Consider the following 21841-nt stretch of genomic DNA (forward strand, 5'->3'; position numbering starts at 1 on the left):
TTTGGAACAGGGATATCTTACTTTGGAAACCGGAGAAGTTTTTGAAGGAATACTAATAGGTGCAAACAAAGACACTTTTGGAGAAGTTGTATTTAATACAAGCATGACTGGCTATCAGGAAATCATTACAGATCCTTCATACGCTGGCCAGCTGATTACGTTCTGCTATCCAATTATCGGTAGCTATGGAATCAATGCGATGGACGATGAAGCTATTTCACCTGCCTTAGCTGGAGTAGTTATTGGAGATTTATGTGAAACTCCAAGCCATTACCAATCCATTAATAAATTCTCTGAAAAACTAATGCAGGCAGGCGTTCCTGGGATTGCAGGTGTGGATACAAGATTACTTGTGAAAACGATTCGCAGCCGCGGGACGGTAAAAGGATTTTTAAGTAAGGCTAAGCAAGAGAATTTCTCTGGATATGAAACAACACCATTTTGGGTGGAGAAGGTTTCTACAAAAAAAATCCAATATTTCTATAATAAAGGACCACACGTCGTACTAATGGATTTTGGATTTAAAAAATCAATTCTTAATGCGTTACTAGATCAAAATTGTTCGGTTACGATTGTACCTTTTAATACATCTTTTGAAAAAATCAATGCATTGAATCCAGACGGAGTGCTATTAAGCAACGGACCTGGAGATCCGATGGCGCTAAAGCAATGGTTCCCAGATATCAAAAGAATTACCCAGCATTATCCGACATTAGGAATTTGTCTTGGTCACCAGTTAATAGCCCTTGCATATGGTGCAAAAACAGAGAAACTTGCCTACGGACATCGTGGAGGGAATCATCCCGTTAAGGAATTGGGAACAGGTAAGGTGAAGATTACTGCTCAGAATCATGGGTATGTGGTGGTCGATGAAAGTATTGACGCGCAGGTATTTCAAATTACTTACCGTAATGTTAATGATAAATCGATCGAGGGATTAAAGCACAGACACTATCCAATTCAAACGGTTCAATTTCATCCGGAGGCACACCCTGGTCCAAGTGATACCGAATATATACTTGAGGATTTTGTATATCAGATAAATTCAGCAGGAGAAAAACGTTATGCCATTAAATAAAAACCTAAAAAAAGTATTAGTCATTGGATCAGGACCTATTGTAATAGGGCAGGCAGCGGAATTTGATTATGCAGGAACACAAGCCTGTATCGCTCTTAAAGAAGAGGGAATACAGGTAGTATTAATCAATAATAATCCTGCAACTATTATGACTGACGAAACTGTAGCCGATAAAGTATATATCGAACCATTAAACGTAGAAACCATTGAAAAAATTATCCAAAAGGAAAAGCCTGATGGAATTATCGGGACCTTAGGCGGACAGACCGGATTAAATCTAACCGTAGAACTCTATGAAAAAGGCATTCTTCAAAAATATAATGTACAGCTATTAGGAACCTCTGTAGAATCGATAAAAAATGGCGAGGACCGTGATCGGTTCCGCAGTTTAATGATAAAGATTGACGAACCAATCCCGGAATCAGCTATTATTCATACCTATGAAAAGGGTGTATCGTTCGTCAAAGAAATAGGTTTTCCCGTTATCATCAGACCGGCATATACACTAGGCGGACACGGCGGGGGCTTTGCCCATAATGATGAAGAGCTTGAAAATGTTCTGAAGAAGGGTTTAGCTGCAAGCCCGATTCATCAGGTACTTGTTGAACGAAGCATTAAAGGCTGGAAGGAAATTGAATATGAAGTCATAAGAGACGCCAATGACACATGTATTATTGTTTGTAATATGGAAAATATGGACCCTGTCGGAGTTCATACAGGTGATTCAATTGTAGTCGCTCCATCACAAACATTGACGGATGTCCAATACCAAATGCTGCGAAATTCTTCTCTAAAAGTAATTAGAGAATTAGAGATTATTGGCGGCTGCAATATCCAGTTTGCACTTAATCCAGAATCCAACCAATATTGCATTATTGAAGTAAATCCAAGGGTAAGCCGTTCTTCCGCATTAGCGTCAAAAGCAACCGGTTATCCGATTGCAAGGATGGCAGCAAAATGTGCCGTTGGTTATCATTTGGATGAGATTGTGAACCCTATAACAGGTAACACCTTTGCATCATTTGAGCCAGCGATTGATTATATTGTTGTAAAACTTCCACGCTTTCCATTTGATAAATTCCCAGAAGCGGATCGTACGTTAGGAACACAAATGAAAGCAACTGGGGAAGTAATGGCGATTGACAGGACCTTTGAAGGAGCACTGAACAAAGCCATCCGTTCGATGGAAATAAATATATTTGGACTTTGTTTGGAATCAAATAAAAATGTAGACAATGAGGTTTTATTTGAAAAATTAGAAAGACCAAATGACCAAAGATTATTTATGATAGCAGAAGCATTAAGAAGAGGGATTTCCCTTGATACAATTAAGGAACTGACAGAAATGGATTCATGGTTTTTATACAAGATCCACTCAATTGTTGCTTTAGAAGTGGAATTAGCTTCTTATGCATGGAATGATGTACCCCTTTCTTTGTTAAAAACAGCGAAGCGTCATAATATTTCCGATAAGCTGCTTTCACAAATTTACAGCATTGATGAAAAGCAAATAAGGAGTAAATGGAAAGAACTTAACTGGAAACCAGGCTATAAAATGGTCGATACGTGTTCTGCGGAATTTGATGCGGTCACCCCTTATTACTATTCAACATGGCTTGGAGCGGATGAGGTGGAGGTAACAAATACGAAGAAGATTCTTGTTCTTGGTTCAGGACCAATCCGAATTGGTCAAGGAATTGAATTTGATTACTGCTCTGTCCATGCTGCAAAAGCAATTAAGAAGATGGGCTATGAGGCAGTCGTAATCAATAATAATCCTGAGACAGTTAGTACGGATTACTCTGTGGCAGACCGCCTTTACTTTGAACCATTAACTGCTGAAGATGTTCTTACTGTTATTGAAAAAGAGAAGATTGAAGGTGTGTTAATTCAATTTGGCGGGCAAACAGCCATTAATTTAGCGCATGATCTTCAAGAAGAAGGTGTGAAAATTTTAGGCACAACTGTTGAAAGTGTCGATACCTTCGAGGATCGGAAAGAATTTTATCAATTGCTTGAAGACTTAAACATTCCACATATTGTGGGTGAGACTGTCCTTCATAAAGATGAATTATTTGATGCAGCTGCAAGACTTGGCTACCCAGTGCTGGTTCGACCGTCCTATGTAATTGGCGGGCAATCCATGTTTACTATTTTTACAGAAGAAGAACTAAACTACTATATCAAGCAGCTTGAGGAGAACTCCTCACAGGAAAAAATGTGGCCGTTATTAGTGGATCGATATATACCTGGATTAGAATGTGAAGTCGATGTCATTAGTGATGGAAAGAACGTAATCGTCCCAGGAATCTTTGAACATATCGAAAGAGCGGGAGTACATTCTGGAGATAGTATTAGTGTTTTTCCACCTATCTCATTAGCGAAAGAGATGAAAGAAACATTAATTGATTACGCTGAAAAAATCGCCAAATCGGCACCGATTGTTGGCATTATGAATATCCAATTTGTTATTTATCAGAATCAAGTTCTTGTTTTAGAAGTAAATCCGCGTTCTTCACGTACGGTTCCAATTATGAGCAAGGTTACAGGAGTTCCAATGATTGAGTGGGCTGTAATGGTTCAATTAGGAGTATCCTTGGATTCTCTATCTAATGAAAATGGTTTATTAGTAGAGCCTAATTATTATTCGGTAAAGTCACCTGTATTTTCAAGGAGTAAATTAAAGGGAGTCGACCACGTATTAGGGCCGGAAATGAAATCAACAGGTGAAGTTTTAGGTTTAGGAGCAACTTTTCATGAAGCGCTCGAAAAAGCTTTCCCTACAACAAGCGGAGAAACGGAGAACTATCTATTCTGCTCCATATCCGATCGGGAAAAACCAGCCAGTCTGTCAATTCTCAAGCAGTTTGTGAATGAAAATTACAAGCTAGCTGCAACGGAAGGGACAGCAAGATTCCTTCAAGAAAAAGGCTTTACAATTGAAAAGGTTATTAAGAATAACGAAGATGTAAATGAACTTTTAAAAAACAATACCATTCAAGCTGTCATTAATATACCGAACCAAGGAAGAAATAAAATTAAATTTGGTTTTTATATTCGTGAACAAGCAACTCGCTACAATGTACCGGTTTTTACTCATCTAGATACAGTTGAGGCAATGATTGGTCTTCAGGCTCAATCTATTACTCATTCAGAGGTACGTACAGTAACGGAATATTACAATATCAAAGAGAGCGGTGTGGAGCATGTCAAATGTGATTAAATGGAACACAAAGGGTGTGTCACAACAGCCACAATTAAAAGGCAAGGATTTCTTATCCTTGTCCGATTTTCATACTGATGAGATTCTTTACCTTTTAGAGGAAGCAAAGGAATTAAAAAGGCTTCAGAAACAGGGGAAACCACATCCTTATTTGAGCGGAAAGGTTCTAGGGATGATTTTTGAAAAGTCTTCTACTCGTACTAGGGTTTCCTTTGAGGTAGGGATGCTCCAATTAGGGGGGCATGCGATATTCTTAAGTTCGAGAGATATTCAGCTTGGCAGAGGAGAAAGTATTTCAGATACAGCAAAAGTTTTATCAAGATATATCGATTGTATGATGATTAGAACTTTTTCACACGACTCTGTTAAAGAACTTGCAGAGCATGCAACCGTTCCGGTTATTAACGGTTTAACAGATTTGCATCATCCGACTCAAGTGATGGCGGACTTATTAACGATTCAAGAGCACAAAGGTAAATTAGCCGGTTTAAAAATGTGCTATTTAGGAGACGGAAACAACAATATGGCACATTCATTAATGGAAGGAGCCGCAAAGGTTGGAATGCATATCAGCATTGCAAGCCCCCTTGGATATCTACCTGATGGAAAGATAACGGAAAAGGCGATTGAAACGGGCAAATTAACGGGAAGCAAAATCACCATTACACATGATCCTGTAGAAGCAATCAAGGATGCTGATATTGTTGTCACCGATGTTTGGACCAGTATGGGTCAAGAGGCCGAAATGCAAAAGAGACTAAAAGATTTAGAAGACTATCAAGTAAATGCGGAAATTTGTCAGCATGCTAAACAAGATTATATCTTTTTACATTGCTTACCTGCACACCGAGGGGAAGAGGTAACAGCGGAAATCATTGATGGCCCACATTCTGTTGTGTTTGATGAAGCAGAGAATAGACTTCATGCTCAAAAAGCAATTTTAAAACTTTTACTAGAATAGTAGATTTTTTTGAAATTTGATGTATAATAATTCTATTGGTTGAATATAAATTCATGTAAATGCGAGGAGAATATATAATGGCTAAGGAAAAAATTGTTTTAGCATATTCAGGAGGATTAGATACTTCGGTTTCAGTTAAATGGATTCAGGAGAAATATGGCTATGATGTCATTGCACTAGGTCTAGATGTTGGTGAGGGTAAGGATCTAGAAGCGATTAAACAAAAGGCATTGAATGTAGGGGCTATTAAAGCTTATATGATCGATGCAAAAGAATTGTTAGCACAAGAATATATTTTGCCAGCATTGAAGGCAAATTGTTTATATGAAGGAAAATACCCATTATCTTCTGCACTATCTCGACCGTTAATTTCAAAATTATTGGTAGAAGTAGCTGAAAAAGAAGGGGCAACAGCTGTTGCTCATGGCTGTACAGGAAAAGGGAATGACCAAGTTCGTTTTGAAGTTTCCATTCAGGCGTTAAATCCAAGTTTAAAGGTTGTTGCACCTGTTCGTGAATGGGGCATGACTCGTGATGAAGAAATTGAATATGCACAGGAAAATGGAATTCCAATACCTGTTAATTTAGACAATCCTTTCTCAATTGATGCGAATATCTGGGGACGTGCTTGCGAAGCAGGGGTCCTAGAAGATCCATGGGCAGAGGCGCCTGAAGCTGCTTTTGATTGGACTGCTCCAATTGAATTAACACCGGATCAAGCGGAATATATGGAAATTGAATTTGAGCAAGGTGTTCCTGTTGCTCTGAATGGTGAAAAGCTGCCATTGGTGCAATTAATCGAAACCTTGAACGAGCTTGGTGGTAAACACGGCGTTGGTCGTATCGATCATATTGAAAATCGACTAGTAGGAATTAAATCTAGAGAAGTTTATGAAAATCCTGCTGCCTTAATTTTGATTAATGCTCATAAAGAATTAGAATTCTTAACACTAACACGTGAAGTAACACAGTTCAAAACCCAAGTAGAACAGCAAATGGCAAAAATCATCTACGAGGGACTTTGGTATTCACCAATAAAACCAGCTCTCGATGCCTTTATTGATGAAACGCAAAAAGTAGTTACGGGTACTATTCGAGTGAAACTCCACAAAGGCAACCATACAGTTGTCGGTCGTAAGTCACCAAACAGTCTTTATAATGAAGAATTGGCAACTTACTCTAAAGGCGATGCTTTTGACCATAATGCGGCTGTTGGATTTATTAAAATTTGGGGATTACCAACAAAGGTATATTCTGAGGTAAATAATAAAGAAACGATAATGAAATAATAATCGGGTGCCCTCGAAACCTTTTCGAGGGCAAACTTGTTAGTTTTTAAGGAGGAGCAATCAATGTCCAAATTATGGGGCGGACGATTTACGAAAGAAACCAATAAGTTAGTTGAAGAATTTACAGCTTCCATTTCCTTTGATCAAAAGCTTGCCAAAGAGGATATCGCCGGCAGCATGGCACATGTTCAAATGCTAGGCGAATGCGGTATTATTCCATCTGAGGATGCTGATAAAATAAAAGCTGGCCTTCTTGAAATCAAAAAGATGGTGGATCAAAACGAGATTGAGTTTTTAGTTGAAGATGAAGATATTCATATGAATATTGAAAAATTATTGATTGAAAAAATAGGTCCTGTAGGTGGTAAGCTTCATACTGGTCGTAGTCGAAATGACCAGGTTGCAACCGATATGCACCTTTACTTACGCACAAAGACAACAGAATTAATTAAATTACTTGAAGATGTTCAAGGCTCATTGCTTGTACAGGCAAAGGGGAATGTTAACACGTTAATCCCAGGTTATACTCATCTCCAGCGAGCCCAGCCGGTCTCATTCGCACATCATGTAATGGCTTATTTTTGGATGTTTGAACGAGATAAAGAGAGACTGATTGATAGTTTAAAGCGTGTTAATTGGCTACCACTTGGTTCAGGTGCCTTAGCAGGAACCACTTTTCCTATCAAACGTGAACGCGTTGCAGAGCTGCTCGGCTTTGAAACGATTTATCCAAATAGTATGGATGCAGTAAGTGATCGGGATTTTATCTTAGAATTCCTCTCGATTGGTTCCATTATCATGACTCATATTTCAAGATTATCTGAGGAGCTTGTTATTTGGTCAAGCCAAGAGTTTCAATTTGTTGAGCTTGATGATTCTTTTTGTACGGGATCCAGCATTATGCCGCAAAAGAAGAACCCTGATGTTCCTGAGTTGTTAAGAGGAAAGACTGGTCGTACTTTTGGGAATTTGATTGGCCTCTTGACGGTCCTTAAGGGCTTGCCGCTTGCATACAACAAGGATTTGCAGGAAGATAAGGAAGGGATGTTCGATACAGTGGAGACACTGGAAGGGTCCCTGATGCTGTTGGCACCAATGATTGAAACGATGACAGTTAATAAAGACATCATGCGTAAAGCGATTAATAATGATTTCTCGAATGCCACCGACATTGCGGACTACTTGGTTCGAAAAGGTTTGCCATTTAGAGAGGCACACGAAGTCATCGGGAAGATTGTTTTATATGCAATTCAACAGCAAAAGTTCTTACTTGATTTAAGTTTTGCGGAATACCAAGAGTTCAGTTCGTTATTTGAAGAGGATATTTATCAGGTTTTATCACCAGAGAATGTTGTTGCCGTTCGAAATAGCTTCGGAGGGACATCACCTGCACAGGTGATAAAACAAATCGAGCTTGCAGAGGGAAAACTAGGTAAATAATCGAAAACCACCTAATGGTGGTTTTTATTTGTATAACTATCAAAAATATTAGATAATTTCACCAAGAGATTTAATTCTAGAGGAGGAGAACAATGAAATTACGCGTATCTGTTGTACAGTATCATCTACATACAATTCACTCTTTTGAAGAATTTGCCGCACAATGCGAGCATTATATAAAAACGGCTGAGGAATTTGGAGCAGAGTTTGTACTTTTCCCTGAGTTCTTCACCACACAACTTCTATCGATTGGAAATGGGCAGGGGCAGAGTCTGACAATAAATGACCTACCAGGTTTCACGCAAGCATACCGTGAATTGTTCTCGAAGTTTGCCAGACAAACGAACATGCATATTATTGCTGGGACTCATGTTATTGAAAAGGGCGGAAAGCTATATAATACAGCTCATTTATTTTATCCTGATGGAAGGGTTGGCGAGCAGGCAAAGCTTCATATTACGCCTACAGAAGTGAACGAGTGGAACATGGCTAAAGGTGAAAGTTTTCAAATTTTTGATACAGACAAAGGTAAAATCGCCCTGCTCACCTGCTATGACATTGAGTTCCCTGAAATCGTGCGTATGGCAAAGGCAAAAGGAGCAGATGTGATTTTTTGTCCTTCATGTACCGATGACCGCCACGGCTTTCATCGCGTTCGTTACACTAGTCATGCTCGTGCTGTTGAAAACCAGGTATATGTTGTTTTAACCGGAACTGTCGGTGCCTTGCCGACTGTTGATTTCATGCGTGCTAATTTCGGCCAGGCAGTAATCATAACGCCAAATGATATTCCGTTCCCACCAAAAGGTATTCTGGTGGAAGGAGAACTGAACAACGATATGGTTGTTACAGCCGACCTTGATTTGGAGTTATTATATGAAGTTAGAGAACGAGGATCAGTAACAACCTGGCGTGATCGCAGAACAGATTTATATCCGGATTGGGAATAAGAAAAGCGAAAGCGCCCGTTCAGCGGCGTATGGACTGTAGCTCTTTGAATGAGATAAAGGAAACACGGAGAGCGGTAGCGATTCGATGTTGACTTATCGTAGGGAAAAGGGCGAAGTACACTAGCCGCTGGGCGCTGGAGCTAGACAGTAAACTAAGTTCAAAACTTACACTTACTTTAAATAATAAAGAAGGGTGGAGTTGCTTTGTATCATAGTGAATTTTACGTTTTTGACCAAGAAAAGCCAGTTCCAGTGGTCATTCGTAATTACACTCAAGAAGATTTTGCGGCGCTTATCCAAATACAATCAGAATGCTTTCCTCCTCCATTTCCGTCAGAGTTATGGTGGAATAAAGAGCAATTATCAAACCATGTAAAATTATTTCCTGAGGGCGCACTATGTATTGAAGTAGATGGTATATTAGCAGGTTCCCTTACAGGGCTTTGTGTCCAGTTCGACCCTAACCATATTGCACATACATGGGAAGAAATTACGAATCATGGCTACATTAAGAACCATAATCCAAGTGGAGATTCACTCTATATTGTGGATATCAGTGTACGACCAAAGTTTCGAAAACTTGGTCTTGGAAAACTGATGATGCAGGCCATGTACCATGTCGTGATTCAGAAAAAACTAGTGCGGCTGCTTGGCGGAGGCAGAATGCCGGGCTATCATAAAGTAGCGGATCGAATGAAACCAGATCAGTATCTAAATGAAGTATTAATGGGGAAGTTGAAAGACCCCGTTATAACTTTTCTGCTTCGGTGCGGAAGAGTGCCAATTGGCATTGTAGAAAATTACCTTGAAGATGAAGAATCATGTAATTATGCTGCATTAATGGAATGGAAAAATCCATTTATAAAATAATAGGGAGAGTCTTAGCTTATGGAATATAAACGTATAACAAGTATTACAGACCCAAACTTTAAAAAACTGCATGAATTAATGGGAGAAATTTTCCCGCCAGAGGAAGTATTAGAGTATGAGTTATGGAAAGAGCCTTTAGAGGATCCAGGCATTCGTGTATTTGTTGCTGTTGATGGTGATGAGGTTGTAGGGGCAACTGAGTACCGTTATTATCCTGATTGGAATATAGCGATGACAGACTTTACGATCATTAGTAAGCCTGGACTAAGCTTAGGGCGATTTTTAGCACAGAACCGCTTAAAGGACTTGCAAAAGCTTGCTGCTGAAAACGGTAAGGAGCTTTTCGGCATGTTTGCCGAAATATATGATCCTTATCGGGTGGGTCATGAGTTTGGTGGTGTAAAGGTAATGGACCCTTATGTGCGTCGTGAGGTTCTTTCACATTTAGGTTATAAACGAATTGATTTAGACTATGTACATCCATCATGGGAAAATAATGGTGAGGCTGTTAAAGGACTCGATTTTTGCTTTATGCCAATGAACGATGAGCTAGAAACTATTCCTGCATTCCTTGTGGCTGATTTCATTACCACCTATTACTCCATTCTTTCAAATAAACCACAGGAATGGCTCGATATGATTGAACTTGTGAAAAGAAAAGATACCATTTCCTTATTACCACTTTAAATAAAATAGTTTCTAATTATCAAGTTCACATACCATCCATATTTCTAACATTAATATGTAAAAAAACTGTGAAATCCGTTGTTATTGGTATGGAAGGGGAGTATAGTGAAGATGTAAAGGAGATAGTGATTCCATTCACAATCACCTAGTATCGTTTTACCGGGTCCTATGCCGTTTTTGGCACTAATCTCTCTATAGGACACGATGATTTAATCATTTTCCCCCCCTTTATAAATTTTTAAAGAAGCAGGATTATCCTGCTTCTTTTTTTTACACCTTAATAGGGTACTGCCTATTTTTTTTTAAAAGGGTTATTTTCTTCGCTTGTTTGTAACACGCTGGTTAGCTGCATTTGCTCGTGCCATCGCTTCAAGGTCTGCATGATCTGCAAATTCAGCGGAATACTCCACATCATTTCCATCTGATTTCATGTTTTTTGGAACCTGTGGAAGTGATGCTTTATTTTTATCACGAGCGTTATGTCCATGTGAACGACCCATTCGTAAAAAACCCCTTTCACAGTTAACTAAGTGAGAACAGAAAAGTTCCCACTAATAGCTTTTCCTTATTATAAGAGTTCATGAATGGAAAAAACTCCAACTTATTGTCTAGCTCCAGTCGCCATCGGCTCGGGGGAAAAAGAAAAAAACACTTTTTCCTCGGTCATAAGCTTGTCTAGTTGCGGCTCCTTGGGACTCGAGTCATAAGCCGCCCCCTGAAGAAGGCAAAAAGCGCCTTCTTGCAGGGTTCGTCTTATGCCTTCGTCCCAGGTCAGTCGCCTCCACATTTCAAACAATCCGTCAAAAAGGTTAAAGAGCAACCTTTCTGCCGGCTCGCCTTATGCCTGTCGCCGATAAGCAGGCGCCTTCCGCTTTTCTTATAAACGAGTTTTTTTGTCATGGAAACCGCCAGCACGGTCTGCCATTTTAAACTCACGCTGGTAGGATACTTCCTGCATGCTGGTGAGTGAATATTTACCTCTATCCTTATCTTTTTTCTTCTTTTCTGCCATATTGCTCATTCCTTTCAACATTTAATTTGTTAATTGTTAAAAAGCTTATGGAAAAAATTAAGCACATTCTCCATTTTTACCTTTTCAGAATGGAATGATACTCAATTGTTGAAAAAATATGGTAAAGTATTGGTGAGGTGAATGATATGGCTGTTATTACAAAAATCACCACTCAGCAGAAAAATAAAGACCGCTTTAATATTTTTATGGATTATGGTAAAGGTGAAGAATATGCCTTTAGTGTCGATAGCGATGTACTTATTCGGTTTCAATTAAAAAAAGGGCTGGAGATTGATGATTTTTCCATCATAGAAATACAGTTTCAAGACGACATCCGCAAGGCCTTTAATCTAGCGGTTAATTTTTTGGCAAGAAGAATGAGATCTGAAAAAGAAATAAGGGATTATCTTATACAAAAGGAAGTAGAAGAACCTATCATCAATGAAGTTCTTCATAAATTGGCTGCTCATAGATATATAAATGATGAGGAATATGCATTTTCCTTTGTAAGAACTCAAATGAATACGACAGATAAGGGCCCAGACTTAATCCGCATGGAGTTAAAAGACAGAGGAATTAATGAGGCTATAATTAAACATGCTATGGCCGAGTATCCTAAAGAGGATCAAGTTGAAAAAGCGATTAAGGTAACTGAAAAGTTAATAAAAAAAAGTTCAAAGGAGTCGCAACGAATTGCTAAGCAAAAAGCAGAGCAATTTCTGTTAAGGAAGGGCTACCCCTTTGAAGTTATTCATTTAGCACTAAATGAAGCAGAAACGGATAAAGAACAAGATGAGGAAATGGAAGCCATTAGGTATCAGGGCGAAAAAGCTTATCGGAAGTATAGTAAATATAGTGGTTTTGAATACGAACAAAAAATGAAACAAGCCTTATATCGTAAAGGCTTTTCAATGGAACTTATTGAAAAATATCTAGGAGAAAGTAAAAAATCATGACACTGCTTGTCATGATTTTTTACTTTCGATGATAATCTCATCCTGAGAAATTTGCTCCATAATAATTTTGGCCACCTCATTAGGTGAACGGAAGCGGGAAGAGTCTGCTACGTGATTGCTTCCTTCCCAAAATGGTGTATCCATGCCCCCCATATAAACGGCTTTAATTTTAATGGAACTATTTTCGTATTCCTTTTGCAGACTCTCAGTAAAGCCTCGAACTGCAAATTTACTTGCGGCATAAACAGCTTCATTGACTTTTCCTCTTAATCCTGCAGTTGAAATAATATTCATCAGCAGACCATCACCCTGTTCTTGCAGCAATGGCAATACAGCTTTTGTCATAAAAATGGTTCCAAGAACATTTGTGTTGAGCATTTCGGTAATTGCTTTTTCACTTATATCAACAAATGGACCGAAATGACCGACACCTGCGTTATTGACTAAACCAAAAATCGTGTGACTATTGCTAATTTCTTCAACTTTTTTTAAAATATCCGCTTCCTTTTGAACATCCAGCTCAATGTAATCGGCCGCACCGCCTGCTTGTTCGATTTCCTTTTTAACAGCAGAAAGTTTATCAACGGACCTTCCAGTCAATAAGAGATGATAGCCTTTCTGAGAAAATAATAAAGATAATTCCTTCCCTAATCCAGAACCTGCTCCGGTTATAATGATGGTTTTCACTGAAATCTCTCCCTCACCCTTTATTAATTACATAAAAATAACTATACTAAAATAAGAGGGAAAACGAAAATGGGAGTGTAAGGAATGCAACAGGAGAAACGATATAGTACGATGACAGAGCATGAATTAAAGCATGAAATTGCCCAGTTGTTAGAGAAGGGTAGAAAAGCGGAGCAAATGGGAATGGTAAGTGAATATGCTGTACTCGAAAGAAAAGCAGCAATGGCTCGAGCCTATTTATTAGATCCTACTGATTTTAAACCTGGTGAGATTTATGAGCTTGAAGGAGGCCCTGGTGAATATTTTAAGATTGATTATATGAATGGTGTTTTTGCCTGGGGGTACCGTTTAAAGGGTGATGGCAAAGAAGAAGCACTTCCGATATCAATGTTGAAGCGGTTAAAATAAAAAGCAAACCAGAGAAATAAATCTCTGGTTTGTAGCCTTTTAATGAGATCTCTTCTTAGTTTCACGCTGTAGAATGATTAAGTCTTGGGTAAGTTTACTTTCGCCATTTATTTGGGAATGCGCATGTTTTGCATTAGCCCATGGTGTGGAAAATGGTTTGTTTTGAAAGAATTTTTGGTTTCCCATAGTAAAACCTCCCAATTTTTAAAAATACTCAGGTGTATCCTTTTCACGCTGACCAGAAGCTCGCATCCGCTCCTGTGGATGGGTATTGATTGTGCCATCGGCTCTTTTTGAAGCATATTCTGCTTTTGCTCGAGGCTCTCCCTCTAGCTTGTTGTTATTTTGATTTGGGAAATTGACTGCTTTATTTCTCATGCTGTACCTCCATCAAAAGGGAATGAGAAACCGTGAATAGCAAAGTGTCGTCACAACAATGCTTACCACGTGATATTAGTATTTGAATTTTAGGAGTAGGTTATGTTATAAGAAATTGGCAATGAGGTGAATGTATGAACGATTACCATGAAAGATTAGCAAAGCTTCTGTTAGAAAAAAACGAATTACTATCCTATAATCAAGCACGAACATGGGTTGAATTAATGTGGGAGGATTTTGAAACGACCGCTGCAAAGGCAGGAAGAGATTACCTAGGAAGCGAAATGACAGAAAGAATTGTAAGACAATGGATTGAAAATTATGGCGGGCGACTCCATGACTTTGTTGCTAAAAATCCAAAATATAAAGATTTTCTAAGTCAAGACAAGAAAACACTTAGCTAGTGACCGCAATTTCTAAATTGTGGTCTTTTTTTTTGAATTTGTAGATATAATTAGAAAATGTGTAGATATCTTGAGTATTTGTGTAGATATCTCTAAAATGTTTGTAGATATCCCAAGAAGTTGTGTAGATAAATTATAAAAAATAACAAAAAGAAGCGAAATCGACTATGATTTCGCTTTTAATAGCTAAAAATTTGGATTCAACTTGGAATAATACTTAGCTTTTTCCGTAATTTCTTTTCACTGAACACCCAGCCGGTATATGAACTGATTGGATTTAACTCAAGATCTAACTGTACCACCGCAACGAACGGATAATGCCCATTGCTTCGATACCGCAGGTCAATAAATCTAACCTCGAAATAGTCATCATACTCATCTAATTCCCAACGATAAACAGGTGAAAAAGAAAGAAATGCAGCAAGGTTTTTATCCTTTTTGGCAGCTTCGAGTACAGGTGTATTTGGGACAGGTACCCGTTTAAAACGATCTAATATTTCAACATTTGTCCCCTCAGCCTTGCCTACAAAGAACTCTTCATTGTTCATAGCTGCGATTCTCCATAGATGGAACTTCATGGTTGGTGCAATAATGATATCTGTAGCATCCGGAATCAGTTTTTTAACCTCAGTCCGTACTTTACCTTGAGCATAAAACCGAAGGAGATAATATCCAATTAAGACCACAAACATCGACAAAAAAGTATAGCCAGGATCTGCCCCAAAAATCCAAATAACAATTGCTACAATATGAATTCCAAAGATGATAGGATCAAAGGTGTTTATTACCCCGAGCGCCACCCATTTTGTGGTAAAAGGTCTAAGGGCCTGAGTACCATATGCGTTAAAAATGTCAACAAATACGTGGATGAATACCGCTGCAAATGTCCATCCCCAAAGGTGGAAAAGATTTGCACCAGGAAAAAAAGGATAAATCACCGCTAAAAGTAAAAGTGGCCATAAAATCACAGCGGGTATGGAATGGGTAACACCGCGATGATTACGAATATAGATGGCATTATTTCTTAACTTTAAAACGGTATCGATATCAGGTATTTGTGAGCCTGCAATCGTCGCAATTAATACACTTGTTGCTGTTACAGAGCTGCTAGCTACTACAGGGTCAAGAGTCGCAAGACCGCCAAGGGCAATTCCCATTACAACATGAGTTCCAGTATCCAAAAGGAAAAATCCTCCTTTAATAAGTTCTTGTATAAAACACCAAATTGGCTTATCGTTAAAAAATGCATATTATTATATTCCCTTAATTCGTTTTGTTTAACAGGCTGGAGGCATTTTAGTAATGGAAAATGAGTTGAAAAATATAGAAAAAATCTCGATAAAAAAATTTCAAGAAGATTTAATCTCCTGGTTTGAAGCAGAACAACGCGAGTTACCATGGAGAAAAGACCAGGACCCCTATAAAGTATGGGTTTCAGAAATCATGCTGCAGCAAACAAGAGTAGATACAGTTATCCCTTATTTTAATCGATTTATCGAATGGTTTCCAACAATAGAAGACCTTGCAAACGCAAATGAAGATAAAGTTCTAAAAGCATGGGAAGGACTAGGTTATTATTCGCGAGTAAGAAATTTACATTCAGCTGTAAAGGAAGTAAATGAGAAATACGACGGTCAGGTTCCAAATACACCAAAAGAAATTTCAAACCTTAAGGGGGTTGGTCCCTATACAGCTGGCGCAATCTTAAGTATTGCCTATGGAATACCTGAACCTGCAGTGGATGGTAACGTGATGAGGGTTTTATCCAGAATCCTATCGATTTGGGAGGATATAGCAAAGCCATCTACTAGGAAGGTGTTTGAAAACGCTGTTAGACAGATTATCTCCCATGATAAGCCCTCCTCATTTAATCAGGCTTTAATGGAGCTCGGTGCATTAATCTGCACCCCTACATCCCCTTCATGTCTACTCTGTCCAGTTCGGGAGCATTGCAAAGCGTTTCATGAGGGAGTAGAGTCAGAGCTTCCAATTAAAACGAAAAAGAACTCACAAAGAAGTGTTGAACTAGCAGCAATTATTGTGAAAGACGAAAATGGAAAAATATTGATTCATAAACGTCCTGCAAGTGGGCTGCTAGCAAATTTATGGGAGTTTCCAAATGTTGAAATTCATCACCCGTTTGTGATGGAACGTGCCCAAATAGCAGACCTATTCACAGAATCATTTGAATTGAATATTAAGCTAGAAAAGAATATTGGTCAAATCGAACACATTTTTTCCCACTTAGTCTGGAATATTCGCGTATATACAGGCACAATAAGCCCGGGATTTTCAGAAAATAATGAATGGAAATTTATCACCCTAGATGAAATAGAAGGATATGCATTTCCAGTTTCTTTTCATAAAATGCTAAAGCTATATAAAGAGTGTAGTTAAAAAAGAACGCCATGTAAGGCGTTCTTTTGCATTAATCATAACCAACTTCGGTTCCATGTGTATAATCTGCTTCCTGGCGCTTTATCCCGCCTCGATTTTCAATTTCTTCAATGATTTCACGATGAATGGTTACGCCTTCACTATTTAAGTAGGGTGCTATTTGCTGTAATGAGTGGTGAAAGAAGGCTAGTTCGCTTTCCCTCCATTCGGCTTTAGAGACCATAGAAAGTTCTGTCATATCCCGTCCTACATACATAATCTTCTTCCTTTCTCATTTAATAGCCTTAGGTTTTGTAATCCATTGTCATCTATGCATTAAAACGCTAAAATGAATACAAAACATGTTTATGAAGGGAATTTGAGCATATGACACAAAAAGTAGCACTTATAACAGGAAGCAGCAGAGGAATAGGTAAGGCAACAGCCTTAAGGCTTGCTCAAGATGGATATGATATTGTTATCAACTATGCAAGAAGTAAAACATCGGCACTCCAAGTAGCTGAAGAAATTGGAGCTTTAGGAAGAAAAGTATTAGTGGTAAAAGCGAATGTTGGTGATGTAAGTAAAATAAAGGCTATGTTCAAACAAATCGAGGAAGAATTCGGCAGGTTGGATATTTTTGTTAATAATGCTGCCTCTGGAGTTCAACGTCCTATTATGGAACTAGAAGAAAATCATTGGGATTGGACATTAAATATTAACAGTAAAGCCTTGTTATTTTGTGCTCAAGAAGCAGCGAAATTAATGGAGAAAAATGGCGGCGGGAAAATTGTCAGTATAAGTTCTCTAGGATCTATTCGGTATTTAGAAAATTACACGGTGGTAGGTGTTTCTAAAGCTGCCTTAGAAGCCTTAACCAGGTACTTAGCTGTTGAGTTAGCTCCGAAAAATATTGTCGTTAATGCTGTCTCTGGTGGAGCTGTTGATACAGAGGCATTAACTCATTTTCCAAACCGTGAGGAGCTTCTACAAGAAGCAAAGGAGAAAACTCCGGCAGGACGAATGGTTGAAATTGATGATATGGTAAATTGTGTTATGTTCCTTTTAGCAGAAGAATCTAGCATGATTCGCGGGCAAACAATTATTGTAGATGGCGGTATTTCCTTACTTGTTTAAGCAGATATTTTAAAATCATTTTTTTGGATAATCTCCACGAAAGGGGACATATTAATTTCGTGGAGGTGATTACAATGGCAAACAATCAACAACCAAACAAAACTTCTGCTGGAACTAACATCCAAGAAGTAAGACAACAAAACGCTCAATCTTCAGGTGCAGGTGCAGCTGGAGCAGCTGGCCAATTCGGAACTGAATTTGCTAGCGAAACTAATGCTGCAGAAGTGAAAAAGCAAAATCAGCAATCTCAAGCTAATAAAAACCAAGGCGGTTCTGGCCAATTTGGTCAAAGCTAAAAGAAATCGTAAGCAGAAGGCACTCTTATTCGTAAAGAGTGCCTTCTTTATGTTTAAGGACAAAATACGACAAAACTTTTTCTCAGTCTACATAAGTAGTCAAAGGATAAATCTGTTTATTAAAGAATACATATTTAGAAAGAAAAAATAAGGCGGTGTGGTAAATGGATCATTTTAACCGTTTAGTATCTGAGCAGATGATGACAATGGAAAAATTACTATACCTTCAAGGAGAGCTTGAACGTTGTCAAGAAATTGAAGAACAACTACAGACTTTGCAGAATGAAACTGAGTTAGAGAGTGTCCAATTTGATATCAATCAAATGAAAAAAGAGTTAAAAGAAATTCAGGGAATATTTGAAAAACAAACAGAAGAAGTGATTCAATCCTATCGTGAAACTAACTTAGAGCCTTCAAGATAGGTCGAAAATCAAAAAAAGGTTGGAAAATATGCAATTTTTTTCAAAGAGTCATTGAAATCAATGGCTCTTTTGTTTTAAATTCTGTATTCAACCGTTATAATAATAAGAAATAGTAAATAACTTTGTTACCATTTGTCGTTTTATTGCAGGAGGATCGGTTACAAAGCTTTTAGGAAGGAAGAAGGGGAGAATCATGGGCGTACCCATCGAAGGTGAACCAATACAAATACATAGCTATAAACACAATGGGCACATCCATCGCGTCTGGGAAGAAACGACCGTTTTAAAGGGATCTCAAAATTTAGTGATTGGCGGGAATGATCGCACAATTGTAACGGAATCAGATGGAAGAACATGGATTACAAGGGAACCAGCTATTTGTTATTTTCATTCACAGTACTGGTTTAATATTATTGGAATGATTCGTGAAGATGGTATTTACTACTATTGTAATCTCAGCTCACCATTTATCTTTGATGGTGAAGCAGTTAAATATATTGATTATGACCTTGATATCAAGGTATTCCCTGATATGACGTTTAATTTGTTAGATGAAGATGAATATGAACGCCACCGTCGTGAGATGAAATATCCCGAAGTTATTGACCAAATCCTGAAAAGAAATGTTGATAAGCTTATTCACTGGATTCGGCAGCGTAAAGGACCATTTGCGCCAGATTTTATTGATATCTGGTATGAGCGTTATTTAACTTACAGACGTTAATGGAAAATGTTTGAACGCCTAGGAAAGATGATGAAGGCTCCTACAACCGCCATGGTAGTTGCCTTCATCATCTTTCCTGTGTTGTTGACTCAACAGGATTTTGTTTGTTATAAAGCAGTAAATCAAGGAAGAGGGGCTAATTTGAGTAGTGTACGCAGATACCTTCAATTTGTAAAACCATATCGACTTCAAATTATTGGAACAATCATTATTGGCGTAATAAAATTTGCCATTCCGCTTATGATACCAATGCTCATTAAGTATGTAGTTGATGATATTATTGGGGTAAATGGTCTAACTAATGATGAGAAAGTAAATAAATTACTCATCATTATGGGTGTTATGATTGTTGTGTTTGTAGTATTAAGGCCGCCTATTGAGTATTATCGTCAATATTTTGCCCAATGGACTTCAAGTAAAATTTTGTATGATATACGGGATCGAATGTATACACATATTCAAAAACTAAGCTTTAAGTATTATGCCAATACACGATCAGGAGACATTATTTCTCGTGTTATTAATGATGTTGAGCAAACGAAAACATTCGTCATTACGGGGTTAATGAATCTTTGGCTCGATATAGCAACAATTATTATTGCAATCGTAATTATGTTTTACATGAATGTCAGTCTTACTTTTGTTTCTATATTGCTATTTCCACTTTATGCTATTTCAATAAAGTACTTTTTTGGTAATCTTCGTAAACTCACTCGGTCACGCTCACAAGCACTTGCTGAGGTTCAAAGCTATTTACATGAACGTGTACAAGGAATGCCAGTTATTAAAAGCTTTGCAATAGAAGAGTTTGAACAAACACAATTTGATAAGCAAAATAAAAACTTTTTAGAAAAAGCTCTTGAGCATACAAGCTGGAATGCTAAGGCGTTTGCTGCAGTTAATACTATAACAGATGTTGCACCCCTTCTTGTCATAGGCTACTCAGCTTACCTAGTTATTCAAGGAAGTTTAACACTAGGAACGATGATTGCGTTTTTTGCTTATATTGATAAATTGTACAATCCATTAAGAAGACTAGTAAATTCATCAACAACCCTCACTCAATCATTTGCCTCAATGGATAGGGTGTTTGAATTCTTAGATGTTAAATACGATATTGTCGATTCCCCCAATGCTATTGTGTGCAAGGACGTGAAAGGGGACATTATCTTTGACAATGTTCAATTTACATACAATGAATCTGAAGAAATGATTTTGAAGAATATCAGCCTTAATGTGGAAAAAGGAGAAACTATCGCCCTAGTTGGGATGAGCGGAGGCGGCAAGTCGACACTTGTAAGTCTAATTCCTCGATTCTACGATGTATCGGAAGGGAAAATTCTTTTAGATGGTGTAGATATCCGCAATTTTAATGTTCAATCCTTACGAGACAAAATTGGCGTAGTTTTTCAAGACAATATCTTATTTAGTGAATCAGTAAAAAACAATATTTTATTAGGAAAACCAGGAGCATCAGATGAAGAGGTTTATCAGGCAGCAAAAGCGGCAAATGCGCATGATTTTATTATTAATCTTGCAAATGGTTATGATACAAAGGTTGGAGAAAGAGGAGTAAAGCTTTCAGGCGGGCAGAAACAAAGAGTGGCGATTGCTCGAGTATTTTTACGGAATCCTCCTATTTTGATCCTAGATGAAGCAACATCAGCCCTTGATTTAGAAAGTGAACACCTAATTCAGGAAGCACTTGAAAAGTTAGCAAAGGACCGGACAACGTTTATTGTGGCCCATCGATTATCAACCATCACCCATGCTGATCGAATTATATTAATCGAACATGGACAAATTGTCGAAATGGGCACACATAATGAATTAATGGGTAAACAAGGAAATTATTATAAATTATTTCAAGTGCAGCAGCTTGAGCATCATAAAGAAAAAAATCCGCTGCAAGCATAGAAATAAGCAACAAGAAATGACGTATGGCATACGTCATTTTTTTATCGTTTAGGAAACTAAGGAAACTATAAAACCCCTAGACTTGTGGATAACTGTTCGGTAAAATTTCAAATAAAGTTGATGGGTCTAGGATGCGAAAGTGGACCAAATCCCGTTTTTGTTTGCTTTACTTGTAAAATTGGAAGATGAGAGCACGTGAATTTCAAAAAGAAGAAGGAGCGGCCACTCATAAAGTAGATGAGAGCCCGTGAATAGCTAAAAGAAGGATGAGCGGTTACTCATAGGGTAGATGAGAGCCCGTGAATAGCTAAAAGAAGAAAGAGCGGTCACTCATAGGGTAGATGAGAGCCCGAAAATAGCTAAAAGAAGGAAGAGCGGTCACTCATAGGGTAGATGAGAGCCTTGAATAGCTAAAAGAAGAAAGAGCGGTCACTCATAGGGTAGATGAGAGCCCGAAAATAGCTAAAAGAAGGAAGAGCGGTCACTCATTCGGTAGATGAGAGCCCGTGAATAGCTAAAAGAAGGATGAGCGGTCACTCATAGGGTAGATGAGAGCCCGTGAATAGATAAAAGAAGAAAGGACGGTCACTCATAAGGTAGATGAGAGCCCGAAAATAGCTAAAAGA

At 38.2% G+C, this 21841-nt stretch carries 24 protein-coding genes; 17 read left to right on the plus strand and 7 right to left on the minus strand.

What is annotated here, in order from left to right; translation table 11 throughout:
- Position 1: 1 nt before the first annotated feature.
- The 8 genes from TR08_RS16610 to TR08_RS16645 all read left to right on the plus strand — a co-directional run bounded on the left by TR08_RS16610 (position 2) and on the right by TR08_RS16645 (position 10498).
- Positions 2–1078 (plus strand): carbamoyl phosphate synthase small subunit, encoded by a 1077-nt coding sequence (locus TR08_RS16610; RefSeq protein ID WP_045520077.1) that lies wholly within the window; start codon positions 2–4, stop codon positions 1076–1078.
- The gene (gene carB, locus TR08_RS16615; RefSeq protein ID WP_045520012.1) at positions 1065–4301 is read left to right on the plus strand and encodes a carbamoyl-phosphate synthase (glutamine-hydrolyzing) large subunit; all 3237 of its coding nucleotides are present in this window, start codon (positions 1065–1067) and stop codon (positions 4299–4301) included. The genes TR08_RS16610 and carB overlap by 14 nt, the downstream gene beginning before the upstream one ends.
- Complete coding sequence (gene argF, locus TR08_RS16620) at positions 4285–5262, plus strand: ornithine carbamoyltransferase (protein WP_045520014.1); 978 nt, start codon at positions 4285–4287, stop codon at positions 5260–5262. The genes carB and argF overlap by 17 nt, the downstream gene beginning before the upstream one ends.
- A gap of 77 nt (positions 5263–5339) precedes the next feature.
- The gene (locus TR08_RS16625) at positions 5340–6551 is read left to right on the plus strand and encodes an argininosuccinate synthase (RefSeq protein ID WP_045520016.1); all 1212 of its coding nucleotides are present in this window, start codon (positions 5340–5342) and stop codon (positions 6549–6551) included.
- Positions 6552–6614: 63 nt separating this feature from the next.
- Positions 6615–7991 carry an argininosuccinate lyase gene (gene argH, locus TR08_RS16630; RefSeq protein ID WP_045520018.1) on the plus strand — a complete coding sequence of 459 codons (1377 nt, stop codon included), beginning with the start codon at positions 6615–6617 and terminating at the stop codon, positions 7989–7991.
- 92 nt (positions 7992–8083) lie between these two features.
- Positions 8084–8941, plus strand: a complete 858-nt coding sequence (locus TR08_RS16635) for a carbon-nitrogen hydrolase family protein (protein ID WP_045520020.1) — start codon at positions 8084–8086, stop codon at positions 8939–8941.
- A 204-nt stretch (positions 8942–9145) separates the two neighbouring features.
- Positions 9146–9811, plus strand: a complete 666-nt coding sequence (locus TR08_RS16640; RefSeq protein WP_045520022.1) for a GNAT family N-acetyltransferase — start codon at positions 9146–9148, stop codon at positions 9809–9811.
- 18 nt (positions 9812–9829) lie between these two features.
- On the plus strand, positions 9830–10498 hold the full coding sequence (locus TR08_RS16645) for a hypothetical protein (protein WP_045520024.1): 669 nt from the start codon (positions 9830–9832) through the stop codon (positions 10496–10498).
- Positions 10499–10809: 311 nt separating this feature from the next.
- Here the strand turns inward: TR08_RS16645 and TR08_RS16650 are convergent, their stop codons facing one another.
- Together TR08_RS16650 and TR08_RS31130 are read right to left on the minus strand one after the other, a co-directional pair.
- Complete coding sequence (locus TR08_RS16650; RefSeq protein WP_045520026.1) at positions 10810–10998, minus strand: YfhD family protein; 189 nt, start codon at positions 10996–10998, stop codon at positions 10810–10812.
- A gap of 377 nt (positions 10999–11375) precedes the next feature.
- Positions 11376–11510, minus strand: coding sequence for a YfhE family protein (locus tag TR08_RS31130; protein WP_081825373.1), 135 nt, complete (start codon positions 11508–11510; stop codon positions 11376–11378).
- A gap of 146 nt (positions 11511–11656) precedes the next feature.
- On the opposite strand from TR08_RS31130, the gene recX reads away from it, so the two are divergent.
- Positions 11657–12466 carry a recombination regulator RecX gene (recX, locus tag TR08_RS16660; protein ID WP_045520029.1) on the plus strand — a complete coding sequence of 270 codons (810 nt, stop codon included), beginning with the start codon at positions 11657–11659 and terminating at the stop codon, positions 12464–12466.
- Positions 12467–12475: 9 nt separating this feature from the next.
- Here the strand turns inward: recX and TR08_RS16665 are convergent, their stop codons facing one another.
- The gene (locus TR08_RS16665; protein WP_045520031.1) at positions 12476–13153 is read right to left on the minus strand and encodes an SDR family NAD(P)-dependent oxidoreductase; all 678 of its coding nucleotides are present in this window, start codon (positions 13151–13153) and stop codon (positions 12476–12478) included.
- A gap of 84 nt (positions 13154–13237) precedes the next feature.
- Between TR08_RS16665 and TR08_RS16670 the strand changes: the two genes are divergently transcribed.
- Positions 13238–13561, plus strand: a complete 324-nt coding sequence (locus TR08_RS16670; RefSeq protein ID WP_045520033.1) for a YfhH family protein — start codon at positions 13238–13240, stop codon at positions 13559–13561.
- Between the two features lie 39 nt (positions 13562–13600).
- Here TR08_RS16670 and TR08_RS31135 read toward each other — a convergent pair whose 3' ends face one another.
- Entirely contained in the window at positions 13601–13747 is a 147-nt protein-coding gene (locus TR08_RS31135) for a YpzG family protein (protein ID WP_081954523.1), read from the minus strand.
- 18 nt (positions 13748–13765) lie between these two features.
- Positions 13766–13939, minus strand: a complete 174-nt coding sequence (locus tag TR08_RS16675; protein ID WP_045520035.1) for a small, acid-soluble spore protein K — start codon at positions 13937–13939, stop codon at positions 13766–13768.
- A 134-nt stretch (positions 13940–14073) separates the two neighbouring features.
- On the opposite strand from TR08_RS16675, the gene TR08_RS16680 reads away from it, so the two are divergent.
- The gene (locus TR08_RS16680) at positions 14074–14343 is read left to right on the plus strand and encodes a YfhJ family protein (protein ID WP_045520037.1); all 270 of its coding nucleotides are present in this window, start codon (positions 14074–14076) and stop codon (positions 14341–14343) included.
- A gap of 200 nt (positions 14344–14543) precedes the next feature.
- On the opposite strand, the gene TR08_RS16685 is transcribed toward TR08_RS16680, so the two are convergent.
- Positions 14544–15524, minus strand: coding sequence for a metal-dependent hydrolase (locus TR08_RS16685; RefSeq protein WP_045520038.1), 981 nt, complete (start codon positions 15522–15524; stop codon positions 14544–14546).
- 121 nt (positions 15525–15645) lie between these two features.
- On the opposite strand from TR08_RS16685, the gene mutY reads away from it, so the two are divergent.
- A complete protein-coding gene (gene mutY, locus TR08_RS16690) occupies positions 15646–16740 on the plus strand; it encodes an A/G-specific adenine glycosylase (protein WP_045520039.1) in 1095 nt (364 codons plus the stop codon).
- A gap of 31 nt (positions 16741–16771) precedes the next feature.
- Here mutY and TR08_RS16695 read toward each other — a convergent pair whose 3' ends face one another.
- A complete protein-coding gene (locus TR08_RS16695) occupies positions 16772–16996 on the minus strand; it encodes a hypothetical protein (protein WP_045520040.1) in 225 nt (74 codons plus the stop codon).
- 110 nt (positions 16997–17106) lie between these two features.
- On the opposite strand from TR08_RS16695, the gene fabL reads away from it, so the two are divergent.
- The 5 genes from fabL (at position 17107) to TR08_RS16720 (ending at position 21215) form a co-directional block, all read left to right on the plus strand.
- Positions 17107–17856, plus strand: coding sequence for an enoyl-[acyl-carrier-protein] reductase FabL (fabL, locus tag TR08_RS16700; protein ID WP_045520043.1), 750 nt, complete (start codon positions 17107–17109; stop codon positions 17854–17856).
- A 74-nt stretch (positions 17857–17930) separates the two neighbouring features.
- Complete coding sequence (locus TR08_RS16705) at positions 17931–18152, plus strand: gamma-type small acid-soluble spore protein (RefSeq protein WP_045520044.1); 222 nt, start codon at positions 17931–17933, stop codon at positions 18150–18152.
- Between the two features lie 164 nt (positions 18153–18316).
- Positions 18317–18574, plus strand: coding sequence for a YgaB family protein (locus tag TR08_RS16710; RefSeq protein ID WP_045520046.1), 258 nt, complete (start codon positions 18317–18319; stop codon positions 18572–18574).
- A gap of 193 nt (positions 18575–18767) precedes the next feature.
- Positions 18768–19298, plus strand: coding sequence for a nucleoside tri-diphosphate phosphatase (gene ntdP / locus TR08_RS16715; RefSeq protein ID WP_045520047.1), 531 nt, complete (start codon positions 18768–18770; stop codon positions 19296–19298).
- Positions 19299–19439: 141 nt separating this feature from the next.
- Entirely contained in the window at positions 19440–21215 is a 1776-nt protein-coding gene (locus TR08_RS16720) for an ABC transporter ATP-binding protein (RefSeq protein ID WP_045520078.1), read from the plus strand.
- Positions 21216–21841 lie beyond the last annotated feature (626 nt).

The sequence above is a fragment of the Neobacillus niacini genome (assembly GCF_000759675.1).
Taxonomy (GTDB): Bacteria; Bacillota; Bacilli; order Bacillales; family Cytobacillaceae; genus Neobacillus; species Neobacillus niacini_A.